17 protein-coding genes are annotated in these 22,949 nt (G+C 58.6%); 4 read left to right on the top strand and 13 right to left on the bottom strand.

Features of this window, described 5'->3' with window-relative positions:
* Nucleotides 1-76: 76 nt before the first annotated feature.
* The 4 genes from Q1A59_RS09805 (at nucleotide 77) to Q1A59_RS09790 (ending at nucleotide 8,639) form a co-directional block, all read left to right on the top strand.
* Nucleotides 77-2,062 (top strand): GAF domain-containing protein, encoded by a 1,986-nt coding sequence (locus tag Q1A59_RS09805; protein WP_299644922.1) that lies wholly within the window; start codon nucleotides 77-79, stop codon nucleotides 2,060-2,062.
* Nucleotides 2,063-2,067: 5 nt separating this feature from the next.
* A complete protein-coding gene (locus Q1A59_RS09800; protein WP_299644921.1) occupies nucleotides 2,068-4,239 on the top strand; it encodes a GAF domain-containing protein in 2,172 nt (723 codons plus the stop codon).
* Nucleotides 4,240-4,378: 139 nt separating this feature from the next.
* Nucleotides 4,379-7,111 carry an ATP-binding protein gene (locus tag Q1A59_RS09795; RefSeq protein ID WP_298483045.1) on the top strand — a complete coding sequence of 911 codons (2,733 nt, stop codon included), beginning with the start codon at nucleotides 4,379-4,381 and terminating at the stop codon, nucleotides 7,109-7,111.
* Nucleotides 7,092-8,639: a Calx-beta domain-containing protein gene (locus Q1A59_RS09790; RefSeq protein WP_299644920.1), complete on the top strand. Its 1,548-nt coding sequence runs from the start codon at nucleotides 7,092-7,094 to the stop codon at nucleotides 8,637-8,639. The genes Q1A59_RS09795 and Q1A59_RS09790 overlap by 20 nt, the downstream gene beginning before the upstream one ends.
* On the opposite strand, the gene Q1A59_RS09785 is transcribed toward Q1A59_RS09790, so the two are convergent.
* From Q1A59_RS09785 to Q1A59_RS09725, 13 genes are all read right to left on the bottom strand, one after another.
* On the bottom strand, nucleotides 8,636-9,061 hold the full coding sequence (locus Q1A59_RS09785; protein ID WP_299644919.1) for a hypothetical protein: 426 nt from the start codon (nucleotides 9,059-9,061) through the stop codon (nucleotides 8,636-8,638). The two genes, Q1A59_RS09790 and Q1A59_RS09785, sit on opposite strands and share 4 nt — an antisense overlap.
* A 106-nt stretch (nucleotides 9,062-9,167) precedes the next feature.
* Complete coding sequence (locus tag Q1A59_RS09780; protein ID WP_298408419.1) at nucleotides 9,168-12,170, bottom strand: leucine--tRNA ligase; 3,003 nt, start codon at nucleotides 12,168-12,170, stop codon at nucleotides 9,168-9,170.
* A 322-nt stretch (nucleotides 12,171-12,492) separates the two neighbouring features.
* Nucleotides 12,493-13,548 carry a hydrogenase expression/formation protein HypE gene (hypE, locus tag Q1A59_RS09775; protein ID WP_298408422.1) on the bottom strand — a complete coding sequence of 352 codons (1,056 nt, stop codon included), beginning with the start codon at nucleotides 13,546-13,548 and terminating at the stop codon, nucleotides 12,493-12,495.
* Between the two features lie 38 nt (nucleotides 13,549-13,586).
* On the bottom strand, nucleotides 13,587-14,708 hold the full coding sequence (gene hypD / locus Q1A59_RS09770) for a hydrogenase formation protein HypD (RefSeq protein WP_298408430.1): 1,122 nt from the start codon (nucleotides 14,706-14,708) through the stop codon (nucleotides 13,587-13,589).
* Nucleotides 14,709-14,876: 168 nt separating this feature from the next.
* Nucleotides 14,877-15,143, bottom strand: a complete 267-nt coding sequence (locus Q1A59_RS09765; RefSeq protein ID WP_298408433.1) for a HypC/HybG/HupF family hydrogenase formation chaperone — start codon at nucleotides 15,141-15,143, stop codon at nucleotides 14,877-14,879.
* 165 nt (nucleotides 15,144-15,308) lie between these two features.
* Entirely contained in the window at nucleotides 15,309-16,412 is a 1,104-nt protein-coding gene (locus Q1A59_RS09760) for an NHL repeat-containing protein (protein ID WP_298408435.1), read from the bottom strand.
* Nucleotides 16,409-17,266, bottom strand: a complete 858-nt coding sequence (locus Q1A59_RS09755) for a NifU family protein (RefSeq protein WP_298408438.1) — start codon at nucleotides 17,264-17,266, stop codon at nucleotides 16,409-16,411. Before Q1A59_RS09755 ends, Q1A59_RS09760 begins: the two co-directional genes overlap by 4 nt.
* A gap of 61 nt (nucleotides 17,267-17,327) precedes the next feature.
* Nucleotides 17,328-17,690 (bottom strand): hypothetical protein, encoded by a 363-nt coding sequence (locus Q1A59_RS09750; protein ID WP_298408441.1) that lies wholly within the window; start codon nucleotides 17,688-17,690, stop codon nucleotides 17,328-17,330.
* A gap of 184 nt (nucleotides 17,691-17,874) precedes the next feature.
* Nucleotides 17,875-19,098 carry a hypothetical protein gene (locus Q1A59_RS09745; protein ID WP_298408443.1) on the bottom strand — a complete coding sequence of 408 codons (1,224 nt, stop codon included), beginning with the start codon at nucleotides 19,096-19,098 and terminating at the stop codon, nucleotides 17,875-17,877.
* Complete coding sequence (locus Q1A59_RS09740; protein ID WP_298408445.1) at nucleotides 19,095-19,406, bottom strand: hydrogenase maturation protease; 312 nt, start codon at nucleotides 19,404-19,406, stop codon at nucleotides 19,095-19,097. Before Q1A59_RS09740 ends, Q1A59_RS09745 begins: the two co-directional genes overlap by 4 nt.
* Nucleotides 19,387-19,908, bottom strand: coding sequence for a hydrogenase maturation protease (locus Q1A59_RS09735; RefSeq protein WP_298408448.1), 522 nt, complete (start codon nucleotides 19,906-19,908; stop codon nucleotides 19,387-19,389). Before Q1A59_RS09735 ends, Q1A59_RS09740 begins: the two co-directional genes overlap by 20 nt.
* Nucleotides 19,909-20,219: 311 nt before the next feature.
* Nucleotides 20,220-21,857 carry a nickel-dependent hydrogenase large subunit gene (locus Q1A59_RS09730; protein WP_298483039.1) on the bottom strand — a complete coding sequence of 546 codons (1,638 nt, stop codon included), beginning with the start codon at nucleotides 21,855-21,857 and terminating at the stop codon, nucleotides 20,220-20,222.
* A gap of 18 nt (nucleotides 21,858-21,875) precedes the next feature.
* On the bottom strand, nucleotides 21,876-22,847 hold the full coding sequence (locus Q1A59_RS09725; protein WP_299644918.1) for a hydrogenase: 972 nt from the start codon (nucleotides 22,845-22,847) through the stop codon (nucleotides 21,876-21,878).
* Nucleotides 22,848-22,949 lie beyond the last annotated feature (102 nt).

Genomic DNA, 22,949 nt, shown 5'->3' with positions numbered 1-22,949 from the left:
GAAGGCAATTCTGACGACTGTGATACGTTCATAATACGGTGATACTAGTCGTTTCCAACTTAGTCGTGGAGCCATTGTGTACCTGCCACGCAGCAACATCCATCGCATCCTTGCCCTGACTCTGCCCGGCGGCATTTCGTTTGGCATACTACTCTATGCGTTGATCAGCATGGTCGTGCCGCAAGGGGGCGCCTCGCCATCAGTCGCCTTCGTGCTAGCGTTCCTCTTCGGTGGGGTGATCGGGTTGGCGCTTTCGTTGGCGGTATGGATCAGTTTGCGCTATGCACTCGCGGAAGCGCGCCGGTATGCTGCGTTGGTATTGCAAGCCGATCTACCGCCAGTAACCGATCAGGATCCACTGGTGGCGCTGCGACAAACTGTAGCAGACGCCATCGCGGCTGTGCCACAGCCGCCGGTCTTGGCGATCTTGGCTCAGCGGCTCATTGCAGCGACTGATCGCGACGCAATGGTCGCTGCCGTGGCGGAATGCCTTGCCAATCATGTGGCGGCGCGGGGTGCAGTCTTGCTGTTGCACGATCCCGAACGCGGCATTTTGATCCCTTCGGCGGGTTGGGGGCTGGCTAGCGTGAACCGGGCCGTTACCTTTGATATAGATGGCAGCGCGGTCGGGCGCGCCGTGCGCGAGCGCCGCGCCGTGAGCTTTTCAAGCGTGCAGATGCGTAGCCTGCTCGCCGCAACATCATCACAAGCGTTGACCGTTACGAGCTGGCCGTTATGGGTACAACAGACACCGCTTGGCGCATTGTGTCTGATAATCGCCGGCGCTGATGTGCGCCTGAATGAAGCGCAACAGCAGTTGATCGAGCAAGCGGCGGCGTTGTTTACCGTTCATCTTCAGACCTCCGTCTACCGGCAATGGTTCGATCGCGAGCAACGCCGCTTGTCCGCGTTCGAGCAGGTGATGACCAGCGTGATCGAACAGCCTGACCTCGAACGGGCATTGGTGCAATTGTTACGGATCGCCGCCGATGTGACCGACTCTAGCCATGGCACGTTGCTGCTGATCGATGCCGAGTCGTTCACCATCCGTACCCGCATCACTTTGAGCGGCGGTGATGTGTTGCCGCTGAATCTCGCAGCGGCACCGATTCTCAAACATGGGTTGGCCGGTTGGGTCTTGCGCACGCGCCGCGGTGCGATTATTGATGATATTGAGCGTGATACGCGTTGGATCCCCACGCCGGGGTTAGAATTGATGCGCTCGGCGTTGGCAATGCCGCTATTTCACGGCGATCGTCCGTTAGGAGTGTTGACTCTGGCTGACCCAACTCCATATCGCTACAGCCAGCGCGCCTTAGCCCTTGTTGCTGCCCTCGCGGCCTATGCCGTGACGATGATGGTTCACCATCGTTATGCAGGGATTATTGAGCCGCCGGAAATCACTCAGGCACGCCAGTTACTGGGTATGTACCTTGCGCCGGATGTGATCCGTGATCTGCTTGCTCATCAAGCGAAAGCCATGCAGGCGCTGCAACCACAGGTCATCACTGCAACCCTGCTCTACGCTTGTCTGCGCGGGGTGGATCGCCTCACCGATGTGACGGTGCATCAATTGGTTGAACATATTGCCAACCCGTTCCACACCGAATGCCGGGCCATTGTCTATCAGCAGCAAGGCGCGTATGTCGCCATCGATGAACGGAGTTTTTGTGCTGTCTTTGGCTTTCCACAACCGCAGTTTGACGATGCGCCAAGAGCGTTGCAGACCGCGCAGCAGGTACAGGTCGCTATCGCACGCCTGCGTGGGCGGTGGCGCCAGCAGTTTGGCGCCGATCTCGCGATAGCCGGTGGCGTCACCACCGGTCAACTTGCCGTAGGTGTGCTCGGTGGCGATCAACCGGTCACAATGGCATGGACGGGCGCGGCAATGCGCGAAGCGCGCCGGTTGTGCCAATTGGCGCGTAACGATGAGATTGTCGTAACTGCGGCTGTTTTGAAAACAACGCAGGCTGATCAATTTACCCTTGACCCATTAACGCCGGTCAGTTTGCAGAACGGTGATGAGCCGATGGATATCTACCGGCTGGCCAGTTATTCGTAATCACTATGAGCGAGCGATTACCTGCCATTGGTCAATCAGAGTCAAGTACCCAAGGTCTGCTACGTATCGCAACCGCGATTGAGATAGCGGCGACTCTTGATGAGTTGCTGATGCTTGCGCTGAACGAGTTTGTGCAAAGGCTAGGCGTATCGCTCTGCGGCGTATTGCAGCTTGATGCTAGCGGCGAGACTATCGCGCTGATCAGCACCTTTCCGCCGCGCGTTTCGTTGCCGCCGCCAATTCCGCTGCGCGATTTGCCACTAGTGCAGAATTCCTTGCAACAGCGCCAGTCGTTGCAGATTGTGGATATTGCTGAAATATTACAGCAGGGGAATCGCTCGCCAACTGCTATCAACTTGCTGCAGACGCTGCTTGAAGCGCAGGTGCGCTCACTCCTGATCATTCCGTTAGTGGCCCAAGATCGGGTAATTGGCGCATTAGCCTTCGCGACCCTGCGGCAATCGCGCCGGTTTAACGAGCAAGAGGTGAGCATTGCGCGCCTAATGAGTAGCCAATTGGCAGCAGCTATCACGGCTTTCCGCACCATCGAGGAAGCGGAACATCGCAACGCCGAGTTGGCGACCCTGAATGATATTGCGGCGGCGGTCAACTCTTTGCTCGATCCGCGTGATATTTACCATTTAGTGATGGAAAAAATAAACCAGTTCTTCCGGGTCGATGCCGGTTCATTGCTGATGCTCGACGAAGAGACGGGGGAACTGGTGTTTGTGATGACATTGGAAGAAGGGCAAGAGAAGCTCGTTGGGATGCGTATACCGCCGGGATTGGGGATCGCTGGCTATGTGGCGCGCACCCAGCAGTACGCGATTGTGCATGACCCTGATAACGATCCGCGGTTTTACCGTGAGGTGAGTGAGGGGATCGGCTATGATGTGAAGTCGATCCTCTGTGTGCCGATTGTTGTCAAAGGGCGTACCATTGGCGTGATCGAGCTGCTGAATAAGCGTAGCGGCCATTTCACCGAGGAAGAGGCAATTCGGCTTAACCGCATGGCGGCAACGATTGGGATTGCGCTGGAAAATGCGCGTCTGTTTCAGCAGGTCAGCACGGTACGTGATCGCTTCGAGGCGATTGTCAATTCCGCTAGCGACGGCATTTTGATGGCAGACATGCGAGGGGTGATTGTCGCTAGCAACGTGGCTGCCGCTCGTTTGTATAACTGTTCTCGCGATGCGCTCGTGGGACGCCAAATTGATGACCTGATTACGGAATTACTTGAGCGGGCGCAGGTGGTTGAAGAACCGGCATGGCTTAACGATGGCGCTCCGCATCGCGTCCTTGAAATTGAATTGGTGGAAGGGCCAATTCGATATCTGCGCCATACTATTTTGCCGGTCCTCGATGCAGCGGGGAATCAGATTGGACGGCTGGCGCTGTTTGAGAATATTGAGAAAGAGCGCGAACTGGCCCGTTTGCGTGAAGATTACACCGGTATGCTTATTCACGATCTACGCGCGCCACTGACTGCCATTATGAATGGCATTATGATGGTGCAGCGCGGTTTGGGTGGGCCGGTTTCCTCCCAACAACAGGAATTGTTGAGCATTGCCCATCAGGGAAGTCAAACAATGCTCGAAATGGTTAATACCCTGCTCGATATTAGTAAGATGGAGCAGGGACGGATGACGCTCAATCTTGAACCGCTCTCACCCTACGCGGTGGTTGATGAAGCGATCGAACGCTTGCAAGCATACGCGCAGCAGTGCCAGATTACATTGGTCCAAGACTTAGCAGTTGGCTTGCCCCTGATCGAAGCTGACCGCGAGAAAATTGTCCGCGTCTTGCAAAATCTGATCGATAACGCAATTAAGTTCTCACCGAGTGGCGGTAACGTCACTATTGGCGCGCGTCACCTTCTGCTGCCTGCTGCTACTAACGACGGGATGCATCCTGATATTCCGTTGTCACTGCCAGCTCTGCCGGCTGGTTCGTGGCTGATCTATTGGGTGAGTGATGAAGGGCCGGGTATTCCGCCACAATACCACGCCCGCATTTTCGAGAAGTTTGGTCAAGTGCAGCAGCAGAAAGCGCGTGGTACCGGGCTTGGCCTTACCTTCTGCAAACTAGCGGTTGAGGCGCACCATGGTCAGATTTGGTTGTGTAGCCGTGAGGGAAGCGGCAGCACGTTTGCGTTTGTAGTGCCGGTTGCGCAGTGATCTCGCTTGATCCTACGCGAGATGACAAAACTGTTAACAAGACCCCCTCTTGCCTGTGACCATCATCGGCTATACTGGCAACGAGTCGTCGCCGCACACCTAATCAATGGCTCAACAGGGGGGTGACGCCGTGCGGCAAATGATACGTATCCTACGCTCACGCCTTCAATATACGATCATCCTGCCCTACCTATTGCTGATGATCATCGTGATGCTGGTAGGATCAGGCATTGCTATGACATTAGTGGCCGGTAGCTGGCAAGAGCGATTCAATAACCAGCTTGGGCAGGTTGCGCGTAACTTTGCCGAAACATTCGCGTTGCGCGAAATTAGCAATATTGCCTACCTCGGCCAGATTGCCTTTACCACTGCCAATGCTGATACCGGTGCGCCGGCTGTAGTTGATGCGATCGCGCAGCGTGATGAAGATGGGCTGGCTTTGGCGTTGCGCGGCTTGTGGACGCTTGGTCAGAGCAATGAGAACGTTGCCCCGGATCGTCTCGTCATCTTTGATCCCACTGGCTTAGCGTTGCTCGATTGGGAACGTGCGCCAAGCAGCGACGTTCCCATCCGTTATGTGGGCACGAACCTTGCTGGCTCGCCGCTGATCGAGAATGTGCTGCGCGGTGTGCAGACGCCGATTGGCGATGGTGACGTGCTCGGTGACAAATACAGCGGATTGATTGCATTTCGCCAGTCTGATGGCAGCGATGTGCTCCATTTTTTTACTGTTGCCCCGCTCTATGCGCGCGCTGGTGATAACGAACCGCCACAGTTGCTCGGTGGTTTGTTGGTAGCGCAACGGCTCGATCGCACCTTGGCCTTCCTCCAAGAACGTAGTCAAGCCGCGCTAACGGCTTTGTTGAAGAGCGATGGCACGCTGTTAGCAACGACTGCCCCCACGAGCTTTCTGCCGGTGTTACCGCTTGACCCAACCCAACTCGCGCTCTTGACCGAAGTTAATGAACGTGGGACGTGTCTTGACATTGGCAGTCTGAGCGGTCGCGTAGTGACGCCGGTTGAACGAGTCAACGTGCCGGCTTGTTCGTTGCTTACGACGGCCCGTGTGGGCGATTATGAATACCAACTGGTGTATGCGCCGCTGATCATCCGCGGCGCGCAGAGCGGCTATTTTGCCGTCGGCCTATCACGCGATTTTATTTTGAGCGCGTGGGCCAGTAGCCGCAACGCGGTATTGGGAGTGACAGCAACATTAGCGTTAGCCGCAGTATTGGTCGGATATTGGGTGGCGCGTCGCATTACCCGCCCGCTTCATGAATTGGTGGCGGTAGCTGATGCGGTGAGTGCTGGCCAGCTCGACCGCCGGAGCGTCATTACCGAAGAGAATGAATTGGGACGGCTGTCGTTGGCCTTTAACCAAATGACTGCCCACCTGTTGCATTTGTATCAAACGAGCCGCCAGCTCAGTCGCGAACTGCGCATCGAGTCGATCTTGCAGATTGCTGCCGCTAGCGCCGCCGATCTGCTGCCTCAGATGGAAGCGATCGCGGTCGTGCCGGCACCTGATGGGTGGCAATTCCGATTGCGGCCTGATGCGCCGCTTAGCTATGCGGCGCTAACCAGCCACTGTCTCACCGCATTGGCGATGCCGGGTGAAGCGCAATTGACGCCCTACGTCGACTCACACCTTGCAGCTATTGGTGTAGCCAGTGCGTTGGCAATCCCTTTGCAGCAAGATCAGCAAACGATCGGGGGGCTTATCTTTGCCCATCCCGAACCCGCCGCTTTCCCAACATCAGTATTACCCCATTTGCAGGTGATCGCCAATATGACCGCAGTGGCATTGGTGAATGCGCTGTTATATGAAGCGGCGCAGTACGACGCTGAACAACGACGGGCCATACTCGCTTCGATCAGTGATGGGGTGATTGTGAGTGATGCGCGGGGCCGGATTGTGCTGCTCAATCCTACCGCTCAGCAGATGTTGCAGCCGGCGTTGCCAGTCAACGGTGAGTTGCACCTGCGTCAATTACCGCTCAATAGGAGCGAAGTTCGCTCAGAATTGTTTGGCCGGCCAGATCAAGTGATCAAAATAGGCGATCGCTTTCTGACGGTCAGCCGATCACCAGTTTGCCTCGCCGATGGTAGATCGTCAGGCGAAGTAATCGTTTTACACGATATCACGGCTTCGATCCAGATCGATCGGGCGAAGACCGATTTTATCGCGACCATTTCCCACGAACTACGCACCCCGCTCACCGTCGTGCGCGGTTATACCGATCTCTTGTTGCGGCAAGCAATCCCGGCATTTGATGCCGAGCAGCGCGAGATGTTAGAACAGATCCGGCAAAGCGCCGTCCAAATGACCCATCTGGTCAATAATGCGATAATGGTGGCCAATCTTGATTCGGGTCAAATCGAGACTAACCTACAGGCGATTGAACTAGCGCCAATCGTTGAATCGGTGCTGCGCCCGTTGTATGCCGCGTTTCGCGAGCGCGGCGTGCAAGTTACCCTTGCTTTGCCGGAAGATCTGCCATTGGTGCTGGCAGATCGAGAACTGTTGAAGCAAGCGCTGGCTCAATTACTTGACAATGCTCGGCGCTATGTGACGCAAGGCCGCGTGTTGATTAGCGCCGGCCTTGCGGGCTGTGACGTTTGGGTGGCAGTCAGTGATACCGGCCCCGGTATTCCCGAAGATGTGATTGGGCGGCTGTTCACTCGGTTTCAACGGGTTGACGGAAATAACTCCGCCCAACGCGGCGGCGGGCTTGGCCTCGCGATCGCGCGCCAATTGATAGAGCTGCAGGGAGGAACGATCGCTGTGACGAGCATTCCCGGTCAGGGGAGCACGTTTACCATCCAGCTCCGTTGCGCACAGGAGCAGAGCCGTGCAGTCGCTGAGCAATAACCAGTGGCCGGCTAAACGCGATTATTTGCGCTGGATGGTCGTGGTAGCGTTGTTATGCGCGCTGCTGCCGATGATTTGCGTGGTGCAACTCGTCTTTTGGTTCCTCACCCCAACGAATGAGCCGTTTAAGAGCATTAGCGCGGCGCGTGCATTTAGCGCCTACGAACCATTTCCGGCGGATCTCAGCTTTGCACCGCCGGCCAGCGATTTGCCCAATCTGGTTGCCACCGAGATTGCGCGCCGCACGCAGATACCAACGAGCCAAGCGACCCGGTTTTCACCAGCGCCAATTGTTGAAGTACCGCCGCCACTGGGACGGATCGATCCGGAGTCGCCAACCGTGACGCCGACACTTGTGCCCACTGCTATTTTGACACCACCTCCGGCTGGCGGAAGTTTGCCGCGGCTTACTCCAACACCCACACCAACGGCAAGCGGTATTGGTGGGCTGCCTAGTCCGGCAATACCCGCAACGGCAACACCGGCGACGATACCAACAGTGACGACAGCCGCACCAGCAGTGCGGCCTAGCTTGACGCTTACAACACTGGCGACAACGGTAACAGTGCAATCATCGCCATCAGCGATGGCAATACCCTTACCGACAGCGACCGTCACCCCCACGGCGACGCTCGCGCCCACGGCGACCGTCACCCCCACGGCGACCGTCACCCCCACGGCAACGCTCGCGCCCACGGCGACCGTCACCCCCACGGCGACCGTCACCCCCACGGCGACCGTCACCCCCACGGTGACGCCAGTGCCCACATCAGAACCGACGGCAACACCCACGCCTACGCCGGTCGCGATAGTGTCGGTGCAAGTCATCCAACCAGTAATTGAGGGAAATCCGCCAACGATTACTAGCCGTGAAGTCGTCGTTGAGTTGCGCGAAGCTGCCAACAATGAGGTGGTCGTGACCTATGAAGTTGTACCGGGCGCAACCTATCCGGCAACGCCTGATCGCGACTATCGTTTACCGGCGGGTGCAACCGGCATATTGGTCTTCCCTGCCGGGTCGCCGGCCGGTACAACGCGCACGGTTGCGATTGAGATTATCGGTGATACGATTGATGAAGAGGATGAGACGATCATCTTCCGTCTTACGAGTATTCGTGGTGGCGAGTTGTTTCCCGGACAAAGTGAGCGCGTGTTGACGATTATTGATGACGATGTGACGAGTGTGAGTATTAGCCCGGCTGAAGTGCAGGAAGGGCCAGTAGGCACAACGACCCAACTCGAATTTCGTCTCAGCCTAAGCAATAGCAATACCCAGCGAGAACGGACGCTGCGCATACGTTATCGGGTGTTGCCAATCTCGGCCACACCCGGTGAGGATTATGTTGTTATGACGTCGAGTGAGGTTATCATTCCGCCAGATGATCCCGACCCGGTCATTATTGTGACAGTGATCGGTGATGACACACCTGAACCGGACGAGTTTCTTGAGATGATTCTCGATGAGGTAATCGGTGGCGCCTTGGGCAGTACGGTGCGGGCAATTGGGATTATTCGCAATGATGATTAACCTTGATCGGGCGGCTGATCGGGTTGGCGCGGGAAGAGGAACCACAATCCAAGCTCAAGCGCAATCGGGATGAAGGCCAAGGCAATCAGTGGCGGCCAGATTGGGCTGAGCGCAAAGTAGAGCGCGAGCGGCGGGATAGCGAGAATTAGGGCGAAGACGGTCATGGCCAGATTGCCCCAGCCGACCGCTGCTATGACACCAAACACTGTGAGTACCACAATCACCGCATCGCTGCACGTATTGAGTGCCGGACGGTTGTGGCAACTGTTGAGCGCCGACGGCACGGCAATATCAAACATGACCCCTTGCAATTCAAAGAATGTCGGCAAAAAGACCCGGCGGAGAGCAAAGAGCACTGCGCCAAGCGCAATAACGAGGTAGGCGCGGATGAGACGGTGGGTTAGGATTGGCGGGATACGCATGGTATTTGATGTGGTTGTGACAAATAATTCGGTTTACACCAGTCATTATAGGGACGGGTTTGAAACCCCGTCCCTACGATCTCAGGCAAGTGATAACTCTCTACCGTCACGAGCCAACGACCACATTGACCAACCGACCGGGTACCACAACAACATTCCGGATCGGTTTACCGTTGATAAACTGCTGTACCCGCTCGTTCTTCAGCGCCAATTCACGCAACTGCGCTTCGTCAATCTCAACCGGCACGGTCAATTTCCCACGTACCTTGCCATTGACTTGAAAGACGATTTCGACCTCTTCCTCGGCAGCGGCGGCGGGATCGGCGACCGGCCAGTGCTGCTGATGGATGCTGTAGGGTTTGCCGAGCCGTGCCCACAACTCTTCAGCAATGTGTGGCGTGATTGGCGCCATCAGCAAGAGTAGGATCTCGATTGCCTCATTCCATGCCGGGGTGCCGGCCAAGCCAGCGTCGCGCGCGCGGTAAAGCGCATTGGTAAACTCCATCAGCGCAGCGACCATAGTGTTGAACTTAAAGTTCAAGATGTCATTCTCGACGCGCTGGATGGTCTGGTGGGCGACGCGCCGCAACTGGCGCTCGCTCATCGTAGCGTTACTCTGGCCGCGTTCCGCGGAGGGATAGAGCGCAATCCGCCACACCCGGTCGAGCCAGCGCTTGACACCGGGCACGCCGTCAGTGTTCCACGGCACCGACAGCTCGAAGTCAGAGATGAAGGCCTCGTAGCCGCGCAGCGCATCAGCACCGTGCTCGGCCACTACTTCGTCGGGAGTAATAACATTGCCCTTTGACTTCGACATCTTCTCGATGATGATCTGGCCATTGACCTCGCGCGCCGGGGCCAGAATGAGGCCCTGATTGCGCAAGCAGGTGAATGGTTCAAAGAACTTGACCACTCCCAGATCGTAGAGCACTTTCGTCCAGAAGCGGGCGTAGAGCAGGTGCATGACGGCGTGCTCAGCTCCGCCAACGTACATATCAACCGGTAACCAATAGTCGAGCGCTTCAGGGCTGGCTAGTGCCTTGTCGTTGTGGTTGTCGGCGAAGCGCAGGAAGTACCACGATGAACAGGCGAACGTACCCATGGTATCGGTCTCGCGCCGGCCCCGGCTGCCGTCGGGCAGGGTCACATTCACCCAGTCATCGATCAAGGCCAGCGGCGACTCGCCGGTCGCCGTCGGTTCATAGCTCTCGACGTTGGGTAACGTGAGCGGCAACTCATCATCGCTGAGCGCGATTTCCAACCCGTCTTCGCGGTGGATAATCGGGATCGGCGTGCCCCAATAGCGCTGGCGGCTGATCAACCAGTCGCGCATCTTGTAGTTGGTGCGGCCTTTGCCAATGCCCTGCTGTTCGAGATAGGCAATCGTCTGCTCGATAGCTTGATCGGCGGATATGCCGTTGATCGGGCCAGAGTGGATCGGCGTGCCGAGATCATCGTGGTAGATCAGGTCGCGATAGACGGGAATCGAGTGCAGATAGGCCATGGCCGACGGAATCTCAGCGTTGCCGGTTGCGGCACGCAGGCGCGTCGTAATATGCTCATCGGCAGCGATTGAGTCAAGCTCGAACACTGCATCGGGGAAGATAAACAGCCAACCCGACCCGGCTACTTCCGTCCAGCCATTGCTCAAACGTGGCTGCACAATGGCGGCGTACTCACGCGCTCGATCGCCGGACAGCTCAACCAACAGATCACCATCATCTTGGGTCGTGACAGTAAAATTAGCGGCGCGCAAAGCATCAGCCGTATCGGCAGCTACGGTTTCGGCGCGCAATAGCGAGCGAGCAGCGTTATCGGGACGGCTAATAACCGGAATGATCGGCAGATCGTACTTCAGCGCAAAAGCGAAGTCACGCTCGTCGTGAGCGGGCACTGCCATAATCGCACCGGTACCGTACCCCATCAAGACATAATCAGCAATCCAGATCGGAATCCGCGCACCGTTGACCGGATTAATCGCATAGCCACCTGTCCAGACGCCAGTCTTCTCCTTTTCTTCGGCGACAGCGGTCGTGGTCGGACGTTGGCGAGCCTGTTCGACATACGCCTCAACCTGCGCGCGTTGCGCTGTGGTTGTCACCTTCGCTACTAGCGGGTGCTCAGGCGAGAGCACCATGAAGGTTGCTCCCCACAGCGTGTCGGGGCGAGTGGTGAAGACGATAATCGGATCGCCGGCCTCGGTGTGGAAGACGACCTCGGCGCCGCGTGAGCGCCCGATCCAGTTCCGCTGCATAGTGACGATGCGTTCCGGCCAATCAACCGTATCCAGATCGCGGTCGAGTCGGTCAGCGTAAGCGGTGATGCGGAAGAACCACTGCTTGAGCACCTTGCGTTCAACTTTTGCGCCACTCCGCCACGCGGTGCCATCGGGCAGTACCTCTTCGTTGGCGAGCACCGTCTTATCGACCGGATCCCAATTCACCACCGCTTCGCCGCGATAGGCCAAGCGAAAACGGCGCAAAATCTCTTGGCGTTGCAGCGGTGTCGCATTGCGCCACTCCTCTGCCGTCACCTGCGGATCGGTCAAGGCCAGATCGAGCCGGCTAGTGCCATACTCGGCCAATTCCACTTCCAGCTCGCTGATCGGACGAGCTTTGTCGATTCGGCGGTCATACCACGACTGGTACAGGCGCAAGAAAATCCACTGCGTCCAGTGGTAATAATCGGGTTCAGAGGAGGTAATCTCGCGATCCCAATCGTAGCTCAGGCCGAGCATATTCATCTGGCGCTTGTAATTGGCGCTGTAGCGGCGGGTGAGTACGGCGGGGTTGGTTTTGGTCTTAATCGCCGCATTCTCGGTCGGCAAGCCGAAGGCATCCCACCCCATTGGGTGCAGCACATTGTAGCCGCGCATGCGATAGTAGCGAGCCACTACATCGGTGGGCACATAATTACGACAGTGGCCAACGCTGAGGCCATCGCCGCTGGGGTAGGGGTAGAAATCGAGCACGTAATACTTTGGTTTGGCGGGATCGATCGGCGGGGTGCGGTAGAGCTGGTCGGCGGCCCACTTGGTCTGCCACTTGGCCTCGATCGCGGCGGGATCGTAGCGTTCAATCTGAGTCTTGTCGGTTTTGGTGTCGCTCATACGATTCAATACCTCTTGAGGTGAGCATGCGAAAACGGATCAAATCGTCAATTGGGCCATCACTAAGGCCATCGAGGCTAGGGTCGGCCATGCGCTCACCTCCTTTCACGGTGCAAAAGCGAAGCATCTTGCTGCATTATAGCAAAAAAAGGCGCAGAGAGGGCAGAGACGCAGAGCTGGACGGCTGTCTGGCTCTGCGAGGAACGCAAGGGTTGGGTAAACGCAAAGGCGCGAAGGTTTTTGTGGGGAGGCCAATAAGCGCGCTTGCCCCACCATTCACTCCCATCTCTGCGACCTTCGCGACCTTTGCCTCTTTGCGTCTTTAACAAATACGCGGCAATTGTTCGCCGACAAGGGTGTCAACCACGCGCATCCCACCAATGCTAGTGCGAGCCACGACCACGCCGGGGTGATCGGCGGTGGCGTAGCCGATCAGGGCGGCATCGCGGCCTAGCGGGTGGGAGCGCATGGCGGCTAGCAAGCGATCGGCGTCGTCGCGCTCGACGAAGGCAATGAGTTTGCCTTCGTTGGCGATGTGGAGCGGATCCATGCCGAGCAGTTCGCAAGCGGCTTGGACAGTAGGTGGCACTGGAACATCACGCTCGACGATTTCGATGCCGATCTGGGCATCGGCAGCGATCTCGTTGAGTGCAGCGGCGACGCCGCCACGAGTGGGGTCGCGTAGGGTGTGGATGCGGGCGCCGCTGGCAAGCATTGCGCTGACGAGGCCATGCAGCGCGGCAGTGTCAGAGACGACCGGCGCGCCGAATTCGATCCCTTCGCGCACGCTGAGGATGGCGACACCGTGCAGGCCAATCGGCCCGCTGACGATAATCGCGTCGCCGGGGTGGGCTTGCTCAGGGCCGATATTCACGCCTGCCGGGATCAGGCCAAAGCCAGTGGTGGTAATGAACACGCCATCACCGTGACCGCGATCAACCACCTTGGTGTCGCCAGCGATGAGGGTGACGCCGGCCTGCTGGGCAGCGCGACCCATGCTCTCGGCAATCACACCGAGTTGGTCGAGCGGCATACCCTCTTCGAGAATGAAGCTGGCGGTCAACCCGAGCGGCTGTGCTCCCATCATGGCAATATCGTTGATGGTGCCGTTGACGGCCAGTTCGCCAATATTGCCGCCGGGGAAGAAGAGCGGACGCACGACGAAGCTATCGGTAGAGATGGCCAGCCGCGCGCTGCCGATCTCGATGCGGGCAGCGTCGGCGAGGGGGCCGCGCGGGCCGCCGAACGCAGGCAGGAAGAGATGGTTAATCAGTTCAGCCGAGAGCTTGCCGCCGGCGCCGTGACCCATCACGATGGCCGGATAGTCGCGCAATGGCGCCGGACAGACCCAGTTGCTAAAGTCGAGTGGTGCGGTCATAGGGTGTCATTCTTAACATACATTGCTTGCTTTGCGTCTTAATGAGGCGATGCCACGCCAATCGTGTTTGCCGGCACAAACCGGCCATACTGATAATACGCTGCGCATGCGCCTTCGCTCGACACCATCGTTGCGCCGAGCGGAGTGCGCGGGGTGCATTCTTTGCCGAAAGCCGGGCATTGGTTGGGTTTGAGCAGACCTTGCAACACCTCGCCGCTGCGGCAGAGAGTCGACTCAGCGGTCTGGATGTCGCGCACGTCAAAGCGACGCTCGGCGTCAAACTCGGCGTAGCGGTCGCTTAGTCGCCAGCCGCTGTGCGGAATGACGCCGATCCCGCGCCATGCCCGGTCGGTGACGGTGAAGACATCGGCCAGCATCTGTTTGGCGGCAACATTGCCTTCGGGGCGAACCGCTCGTTCGTAGGCGTTGTCGAGTTCGGCGCGACCCTGCTCAAGCTGGAGAATGACGCGGCGAATGCCTTCGAGTACGTCAAGCGGCTCGAAGCCGGTGACGACGATGGGCACGCGGTATCTCTCGACTAGCGGGCGGTACTCGTCGGTCCCCATCACGCTACAGACATGGCCGGCGGCCAAGAAGCCTTGGACGCGGTTGGTAGGCGACTCCATAATCGCGCTGATAGCCGGCGGCACCAGTACGTGCGAAACCAGCATCGAGAAGTTCTTGAGGCCGAGACGGGCCGCCTGATAGACCGCCATTGCGTTGGCGGGAGCGGTGGTCTCGAAGCCGATGGCGAAGAAGACGACTTGGCGGTCAGGGTGTTGCTGAGCCAGCTTGACCGCGTCGAGCGGCGAATAGACAATCCGCACATCGCCGCCTTCACTCTTAATGCGAAAGAGGTCTTTACGGCTGCCGGGGACACGCAGCATATCGCCAAACGAGCAGAAGATCACGCCGGGTTGAGCGGCGATAGCGAGTGCCTTGTCGATAATTTCGAGCGGCGTAACGCAGACTGGGCAGCCGGGGCCGTGGATTAGCTCGATTTCGGGCGGCAGTAACTGGTCAATTCCGTTACGAATGATCGAGTGCGTCTGACCGCCGCAGACTTCCATAATTGCCCAGTGGCGGGTCGTAATGCGCCGGATCTGATCGAACAGGCGGCGGGCCAGCTCAGGATCGCGAAACTCGTCAAGATATTTCATCACGTGCTCTCTATTCAATGCGTATCAATGCGTAGATGCAAAGGGTTTACCACAAAGGCGCAAAGAACACTACGTTTTTTGTACGGTGGTACAAGCGTAGTGACAGACTCACCTTATAGCATCTTAGCGCCTTTGCACCTTTGCGTGTAGAATCTTTGCGCCTTCGCCTCAGACGGATTCGGGCGATTCATCGGGATGAAGCTCCTCTTCAAGCACACCGAGTGATTGGAAGAGGGCGAGCGTTTCGCGCGCCGATTCCTCATCGAGGCGAGTAATCGCAAAACCTACATGCACGATTGTGTAATCACCAACTTGCAGATCGGGTAGGTAAGCGAGACACACTTCTTTGACAATGCCGTTGAAATCAACCTTACCCATCCGGGTGAGGCCGTTGTCGTAGATTTCGACGATGCGACCGGGAATACCGAGACACATACGCGCTTCCTTTCCTAACGTCAAGGCGCAGAGTAAGCATAGGCGCAAAGGTGTTAACGCAAAGGCGCAGAGAACGCAAGGATTGCAAGGGTTTTTATGGTGAGAATCGTATGCTGGGTCAACTTCAGCGCCCTTTGCGTTTTGGCGGCTGTGCGGTTGCGTCCCCTACACCTCCCAGATCAAGACCCGATTATTACCAGAGTCGGCGATCGCCAGCCACTGGCGATGCGCGCAGAGACCGTAAGGCCAGCAGAGCGTATCGAGGCCAACCGCTTGCCAGCGGTTTTCGCCGCTATCGGCAAAATTGTACTGGCCGTAGACCGCTTGCGCCGGCAGACCGGCTCCGGCGCGCGGGATGGGTTGCCACAGCAGCACGCGATTGTTGGCAGTATCAGCTACAAACAACCGGTCGTTGGCGCAGGCTACCGCATACGGAAAGCGGAGCCGGTGCGCTCCCTGCGGCACGTGCGGTTGTTCAAACGCGCTCTGCATATTTTGCTGCCCCAACACCAGATCGGCGGGTCGATCAGTCGTTGGCGGCGGCGTCCACCCTACCACGCGATGGTTGCCGGCATCGGCGACATACAACGTCTTGCCATCGCCGGCGACGGCGTGTGGCCAACGAAAACTGTTGGCTGCCGGCGGGCCGCCGCGATTTTCAGCGTTGCTGCACGGATCGGGCTGGCCGAGAATCAGGTCTGGCGGCTGGCTGTTCTCTGGCAACCCATGCCATCCTAGCACCCGCCGGTTGCCAGTATCAGCAATATAAAACCAGCCGTTGATCCATGCCACGCCATACGGCCAGTAGAGCGTCTGTGAGCCAACCGCGCCGCCACGGTTTGGTTCGATATCGAGCAACGAATCTTGCCCGATCACGCTATCAGGCGGCGCGCCGGATCGATCTGGTATGCGATGCCAACATAATACACGATGATGCCACGCATCGGCAAGGTAGAGCCGGCCTTCAGCTACCGCAATGCCGGTTGGCAGGTGGAACCCATTGGCGGGGCTATGACCGGCAGCGCGTGGCCCTTCATGGAAGAAATCGGGCTGACCAAGCACAAGGTCAGCTGGTTGGTGGTCTTGGAACGGAAACCCGTGCCATAGTAAGACGCGATGATTGCCGGAATCAACGACGATCAGCCGCTCGTCGTCGAGATAGACACCGCGCGGCGCATAGAGATGGGCCGGTGTTGCATCGGCCGCCGGCAGCGCCAAGCCACCCGGCGCCGGCGCGCCCAACCAACGAACTGTCTTGTTTGCAATCATTGCGGTCGTACCCAAATCATGCCATCAACAACCTGAAGTGGGAACGGCTCAAGCTGCGCTTGCGGCGCAGTGAGGCATTCGCCGCTCTGCACATCGAAACAGAAACCATGCCATGGACAGGTAAGCGTGCCAGCGTCAGGATCAAACATTCCGCCATCGAGCGGGCGACCCTGATGGGCGCAAGCGTTACGGTAGGCGCTCAGCCGGTTGGCTAGATTGACGATCAGCACGCTAACGCGTTCGGTGGCGAAGCTCACCATCTGGCCGGGCGGCACCTCGGTGATGGCAGGACCACATACCCATCCCTTTTCGACTGCCGGTGCTTCCTGCGCTTCGACGCGGAGAATCGCCGGCGTCGCTTGATCATTCACCACCTCAAGGCGAGCAATTTCCGGCACCTCGCGCAACAGCGCCTCTTCGACGTGTTTGCGCAAGGTAACAGCCGAGAGCGAACAGCCGTTACACGAGCCATGCAAGCGCACGTAAGCCACGCCGTCGCGCACATTAACCAATTCGGCATCGCCGCCGTGCGATTGCATATAGGGGCGTGCGCCGTCGAGCACGCGGCGGGCGCGAGTGAGCGGATCAGCGCGCACAATGCCGTGCATCACCAGCAGCGCGTAAACGGCGGGGTCTTCGACCAGTTCGAGCAGCAGCTCTTTGCCGCGCGGGTCTTGCTTGAGACGGCGAACGATCGTGGTGAGGGCCAGTTTGTGAAACGCCTCGATGGCCTGTTTCAACTCGGCAGCGGTGGTCTGCGCCGCCGGTTCGAGCTTGGCGACAGCAGCCATCGCGGCATCAACCCGCGCAGCGGCTTGTTCGAGTTCGTCAGCAGTAGTGAGCGATTGGGACATAAGCATCTCGATAGTTTGTTATTTAGCCGCAGCGAGCGCGGAGGCATCTTTAACCCGATTGCTAGCCACCATACCCGATCATTTGCTCAAGCACCTCTTCGCTGCGCAGGGCCAACAGCTCGGCGAACACTTGACGCGCCATCGTTTGCAGCATCACTTCAATCTTGCCTGCCGGCGGTGAAGGCAGCGGGCGTCCGCTCAACGCTTGCAGGACGAAACATGCTCCCGCCGGATTATCGAGCAAAAAATCTTGAAAGATCGCCGCGACAAACCGATCAAGCCAGATACCCTCGCCGTGCGGATCGGCGCGCAAGCGGTTCAATGCCGCTTCAGGACCAGCACAACGCTCGACGATTCGTTCGATAAAGCGTTCGGTTGCCATCAGCAGCAGCAGATCAAATTGTTGGCGTTGGTATGCTTCCATCCTCTTTTCACAGAGAGACGCACGGCGAGCAAAGGTGCGGAGATCGTGAACGCAACATTGCAAAGTGTTTGGCTTGGGTGTTGGTCAATAAGGATGGCTTATGGCAAAAAATCTTCGTGCTCTTCGCGTTGTTTGCGCCTTTGCGTTTATCATTCCTACGTCGTTAGGAGCCGGACGACCGGCACTACTTTCCGACCGCCTCGTGCTGTTCGATATTCGCCAGCAACTCGCGCACCGTCATCATCGCCGGCTCATCGCCGATCTGGGCAAAGAGTTGCGCGGCTTGCAGCAACCGTTCGCGGGCTTCGGCGAAGATGCCAAGATGGGCGAGAGCATTGCCCAAATTGGCTAGAATGCGGGCATAGCCAGCCGGATCAGCAATCGGATCGCGCCGCTGCAACAGGTCTTCATAAATCGCCACTGCTTCGAGCAGATGCTCAGCCGGGTGTGCCGAGTGAACATATTGCAGCGCGTTAGCCAAATTGAGGCGAGCGCTCGTCCACTCGTGCGGATGCTGGTCGGGATCGTAGACGCTGAGCGCCGCACGCAGCGCCTGCACTGCAATCGCGCCGCGCAACCGGTCGCCGGCTTCGGTCATTGGCATCGCAAGGTAAGCCAGCGCCAGATTGTTTTGGATGAGGGCGAACTCGAGCGGGTAGGTCTCGCGCCGGTAGAAGCGAAGCGCCTCTTGGTAGCAGCGCACAGCAGCCTGCAACGGCCCGCGCTGGCCATTGGCATGCTCTTGCAGCAGTTGGCCTAGTTGTGCCGCCGCGCGAGCGCGCACTTCTAAGAGGCTTTTAGGTGGAGTGTAGTCAATTGCTTGCTGCAACCAGCGCGTAATCAGCGTCAGCTCACCGCCATGCTGCATCGCCAGCTCGGCCCGGTTGAGCGCGATCTGACCGGCCAGCACGGGCGAGACGGGGGCAGCAGCCGCAATCGCCTCGGCAAAGTGCCGGTCAGCGGCAGGAATGTCACCCTGCTCAATCGCTGCCGCCGCGTGGGCCACCAACGCCAGCGCACGCACCTCGCCAGTCGCGCCAGCGAGCGGTGGCGGTTCGCGGCGATGGCCCATGGTAAACGCTGCGACCCCTTGCAAGCATGCCAATTCGCCCTCAAGCAGCGTGTGGAGCGTCAAGTCATCGGCAGGAGCGCCGGCCAACACATAGCGGTTGTAGCGGGTGACGAGATCATTAGCCGGTGGTAATGCTGCCAGCGCCGCTGAGACCTCGCCGGCCAGCGCGTGCGCGTAGAACTGCCATTCCGGCGGCCATTCAGCCGGGAGTTCGCCGCGCAGCAGGGCGGCTAATGCCGGGCCGGCAGTGGGCTTGTCACTCGGCGGCAAGACTAAATATCCGGTAGGAAGAGCGAATACGCCCAACGGTTGCGGACGCACAGCAAGATGATTCATAAAGGATGCTCCGGTTCTGGCGACAATGCCATACGCAACACGCCGTGATCGTCATCCCACACGGCGCGGCGCGGGCCGGGCGGCGTTGCCGGCGGCAAAACTTCCCAAATCAAGACACTACGGTCGCCGCGGGCATTGCGTTGCTTCAACAACAAACCACCGGCTGCCGGCCCGCGCAGCGGCGCCAACCAAATCTCGCCATCTCGCGGCAGCGCCACTAGCAAATCAGCAGGAAAGTAGCGTTGGGCCAGCATCGCTGGTAGATGCAAATAGCCTTGCGCTGTCAATTCAAGCAGCCAGCTCTCCATTGTTTCGGTCTTCATCAACGATGTGATGACCAAGATACGGTTGCCACGGGTTACGGCTCAGGTGCTGGGCCAAATCCTCCATCCGGGCGGCAACTGCTGGACTAAGCGGCGCACCGATAGTGAAATCAGCCCCTTCAATCAGATACACCTGCACCGAGCGCGGGTACGCATCCTTAAGCAACCAGCGGCCAAATGCCAGCGCATGATCCCAGCGGAAAGCGTGCAGATTGATGCCGGTCAGCGGCGGCAAGTGCTCAACAACCGAACCCGGCACTGCGTAAATGGTGCCGGGTTCGGTGCCGGTGCGGGCGGCGTCAACCAAAATCACGTTATCGATTCCGCGCATGCGAAACGTGACATCCATCCCGCTCGTGCCGGCGTCGGCAACGCCAACGCCGGGCGGCAGGCCGAGTTCAAGCAAGCGCCGCACCAACACCGGCCCAACCGCGTCGTCGCCGCGTAAGAGGTTGCCACAGCCGATAATCAGGAGTTGTTCATGCATGACATAATGATCTAGCGATAAGTCAAGGTATTTCCACGCCACGCTCGCTGGTCATTGCGAGGGAGCGGCAGCGTCTAGCCACGCTGGATGCCGCTCGACCGCAGTAATCTCCCTCTTCCGCGACTGACACCCCGAGCGGATCGTTCCCGCTATCGCGGGGGATTTCGTTGCCGCGTGTCGGGTAGAGCACCGCCTGACCCTCCGCGCGGCTCGCAATGCCACATATCACTCCAGCCTGAGCAGCCGGTGTCCGTCTGCGCCGGTAATGACAACTCACTACCGGCGCAAACGTCCTTGCGCGCTTGCCCCTGCTACGCGCCTTCACCAATGCGGAACTGCGCCAACTCTTTGCCGGTCTTTTCGTCGTAGGCATGTACCGTACAGACGAGGCACGAGTCGTAGCTCCGCGCCACATGGCCGAGTTCGACCGGATCGTTAGGATCGGCAATCGGCGCGCCGAGGAAGGCTTGTTCCATCGGCCCATTGACATCACGGCCATCGCGTGGCCCGATGTTCCACGCCGTTGGTGTTACCACCTGATAATTCTCGATCTTGCCATCCTTGAGCACGATCCAGTCCGAGAGACTACCGCGAGCGGCTTCGGTCGAACCGAACCCCCGCCCTTCGGGCAGCTCCTTCGGCTTGATATAAAACTTCTCGTGCAGATTGATCTGGTCAAGCCACTTGCGCACCAGCTTGTAATACTTGGGCGCTTCGTGCATGCGAGCCATCACCCGCACCAACACACTCGGCCCGACCGTTGTCACTGCATCGAGGAAGAGTGGGTCGTAGTCTTGCCAATCGGCGGCGCCGGGGCGGCCAGCAATCACCTGCCGGGCCAGTGGGCCGGCCTCGACCGGATGGCTGCCGACACCGGGGATGAGATAGCGGGGCGCTTTGGCCCACGTGTACTTGCCCTGCCGGCGGCCAACTTCGGGATCAATCGGCTCGGTGCGCCCTTCAAATGGGTGCAGCGCATAGCTGCCTTCGTAAAACGAGTGGGTCACGTCTTCGCGCACGTTGGCCTGATCAAAATCGTAGAACTGGCCGTTGACATAGACACCTGAGCGCGCGATCAGCGCCGCGTTGCGCCCCTCGATCGTCGGGCGGGCGTAGTGTTCGGGATGGAAATAGGTGCCGGTAGCGATGTAGTTATTCCAGCCAGCGCCATACGTATCGAGACCGGCGGCCATCGCAAAGCGAATGAAGAAGCCGCAGTCGGAGTTGTAATGACGCTCGTTCTCGTGCATCCACTCCATCACATCGGCCCAGCTCTTGTTCTGCATCCAGCGATCGACTGAGCAGCCGAGCCACTTCTTCTCCAGCCACTCATCCTTCCAGTATTCGAGAATAGCGATCGCACGGGTGACATCGGCCAGCGTCGGCGCGCACATCACACCGCCGGGGATCATGAAGCTAGAGTGGGGCCACTGGCCGCCAAAGATGGCGTAAATCTCGACCGGCTTATTTGAAAGGGTCACGCCGTGCTCATAGCTCGTGCCGACAAAGGGAGCGAACCGGCGCACCGCCTCATCGTATTCGGGTAGGTGGGCGTACTTCTTGTTGGTCAGGTCGATAGCGAATAGCGCATAGAACCAGCGTGGAATGCTTTGCAGTGTCTCGCAAGCTTGCGCGATATTGCGAATCAGGGTCGCATTGGGCGGCAACTCAGTTTGCCATGCCGTATCGAGCGCGTAGGCCGCTTTTGTCAAGTGGCTGCCGCCGCAGATGCCACAGATGCGCGGCGTGACGATCAAGCCGGCCTGCGGATCTTTGCCCTTCAAAATAATCTCAAAGCCGCGAAACATCGAGGCCTCAGTCCATGCACCGGTCACAACCCCATCGCGGATTGTGACGCGCAGGTCGAGGTCACCCTCGACGCGGCCAAGCGGGCTAATGCGCAGATCGCGCCCGGTGATCGTTGCCGGATTCTCGGTAATATTGACCATTGCCAGCTTCTTCCTAGCTTATACAACAAACATATCCTCTTTTGCCCACTTCGGCGCTGCCACTCGCGCCGCCGCTGCGAGGGCCATATAGCTGACCGGATCGGTGCCGGTTGGCACTTCCTTCGGAATCGCGCCACTGATCTTCTGGGTCTTGAAGACGGTGCCGGGGGCCAGATCAAAGAAGGGGAACTCTGGCTCGGTGCAGCCGGTGCAGGGCATACCGGCGCGAGTCTTCGACGACTGGCGATTCCAGAGGATGCGGTTGCAGGGCGAGCGGGTCATCGGGCCGCGGCAGCCAAACTCGTAGAAGAGACAGCCAGTGCGGGTGCCCTGCCCAAATTCGAGCGTCGATTGCTTGTACTCGAAGAACTGCACACGGGTGCAGCCGGTTTGGGTGAAGCTGGTAAAGAAGGTCTGTGGGCGTTGCAAATCATCGAGCGCGATGTCGGCAGCGCGGCCACTGGCGACGGCGACCAGAATCTGCGTCACCCAATCGGGGTGGGCAGGGCAGCCGGGGATGTTAATCACCGGCAAGCCAGCCTTCGAGCGCCAGTTGGGGCCAAGAAAGCCACCGAGTTCACGCTTGTGGAATTGGAGACCAGTAGACTGGCTGGGGTTGGGGGCCATCGCCGGGATGCCACCCCAGCAGGCGCAATCGCCGATTGCAACCACAATGCCGGCCTGTGCAGCCAACTCGCGTACCCATTCTTGCATCGGGCGATCGGCGAACATGTTGTAGCGGCCAGTGCCGTTTGGCGCCTGTATCACCGATCCTTCAAAGACAAAGATATCGAGCGGGCGCGCGCCGCTGGTGCAATCGTGGAAAATCCGCTTTGCGTTTTTGCCCAACTCCATCCCAAGCGACGGGTGCCAGAGAATCTCGATACCGAAATCGGTCACCAAATCGCAGGCGCTGGGCTCCTCGGCGTTGAGGAACGACATCGTGTTGCCGCTACAAGCGCCGCCCTGCAGCCAAAGCAGTGTCGCCATTCAACCGTCTCCTTGTCATCACAACTACAACCCGGAACCAAAAGCTACATCGCGATGATAGTAAGAACCACAAACTTACTTATCCGACTATCAAAACCTTTG

The sequence above is a fragment of the uncultured Chloroflexus sp. genome (assembly GCF_937951745.1).
In the GTDB taxonomy this organism is placed as follows: Bacteria; Chloroflexota; Chloroflexia; order Chloroflexales; family Chloroflexaceae; genus Chloroflexus.
Note: the sequence above shows the minus strand (reverse complement) of the source record. Positions and strands in the feature narration are given on the sequence as shown.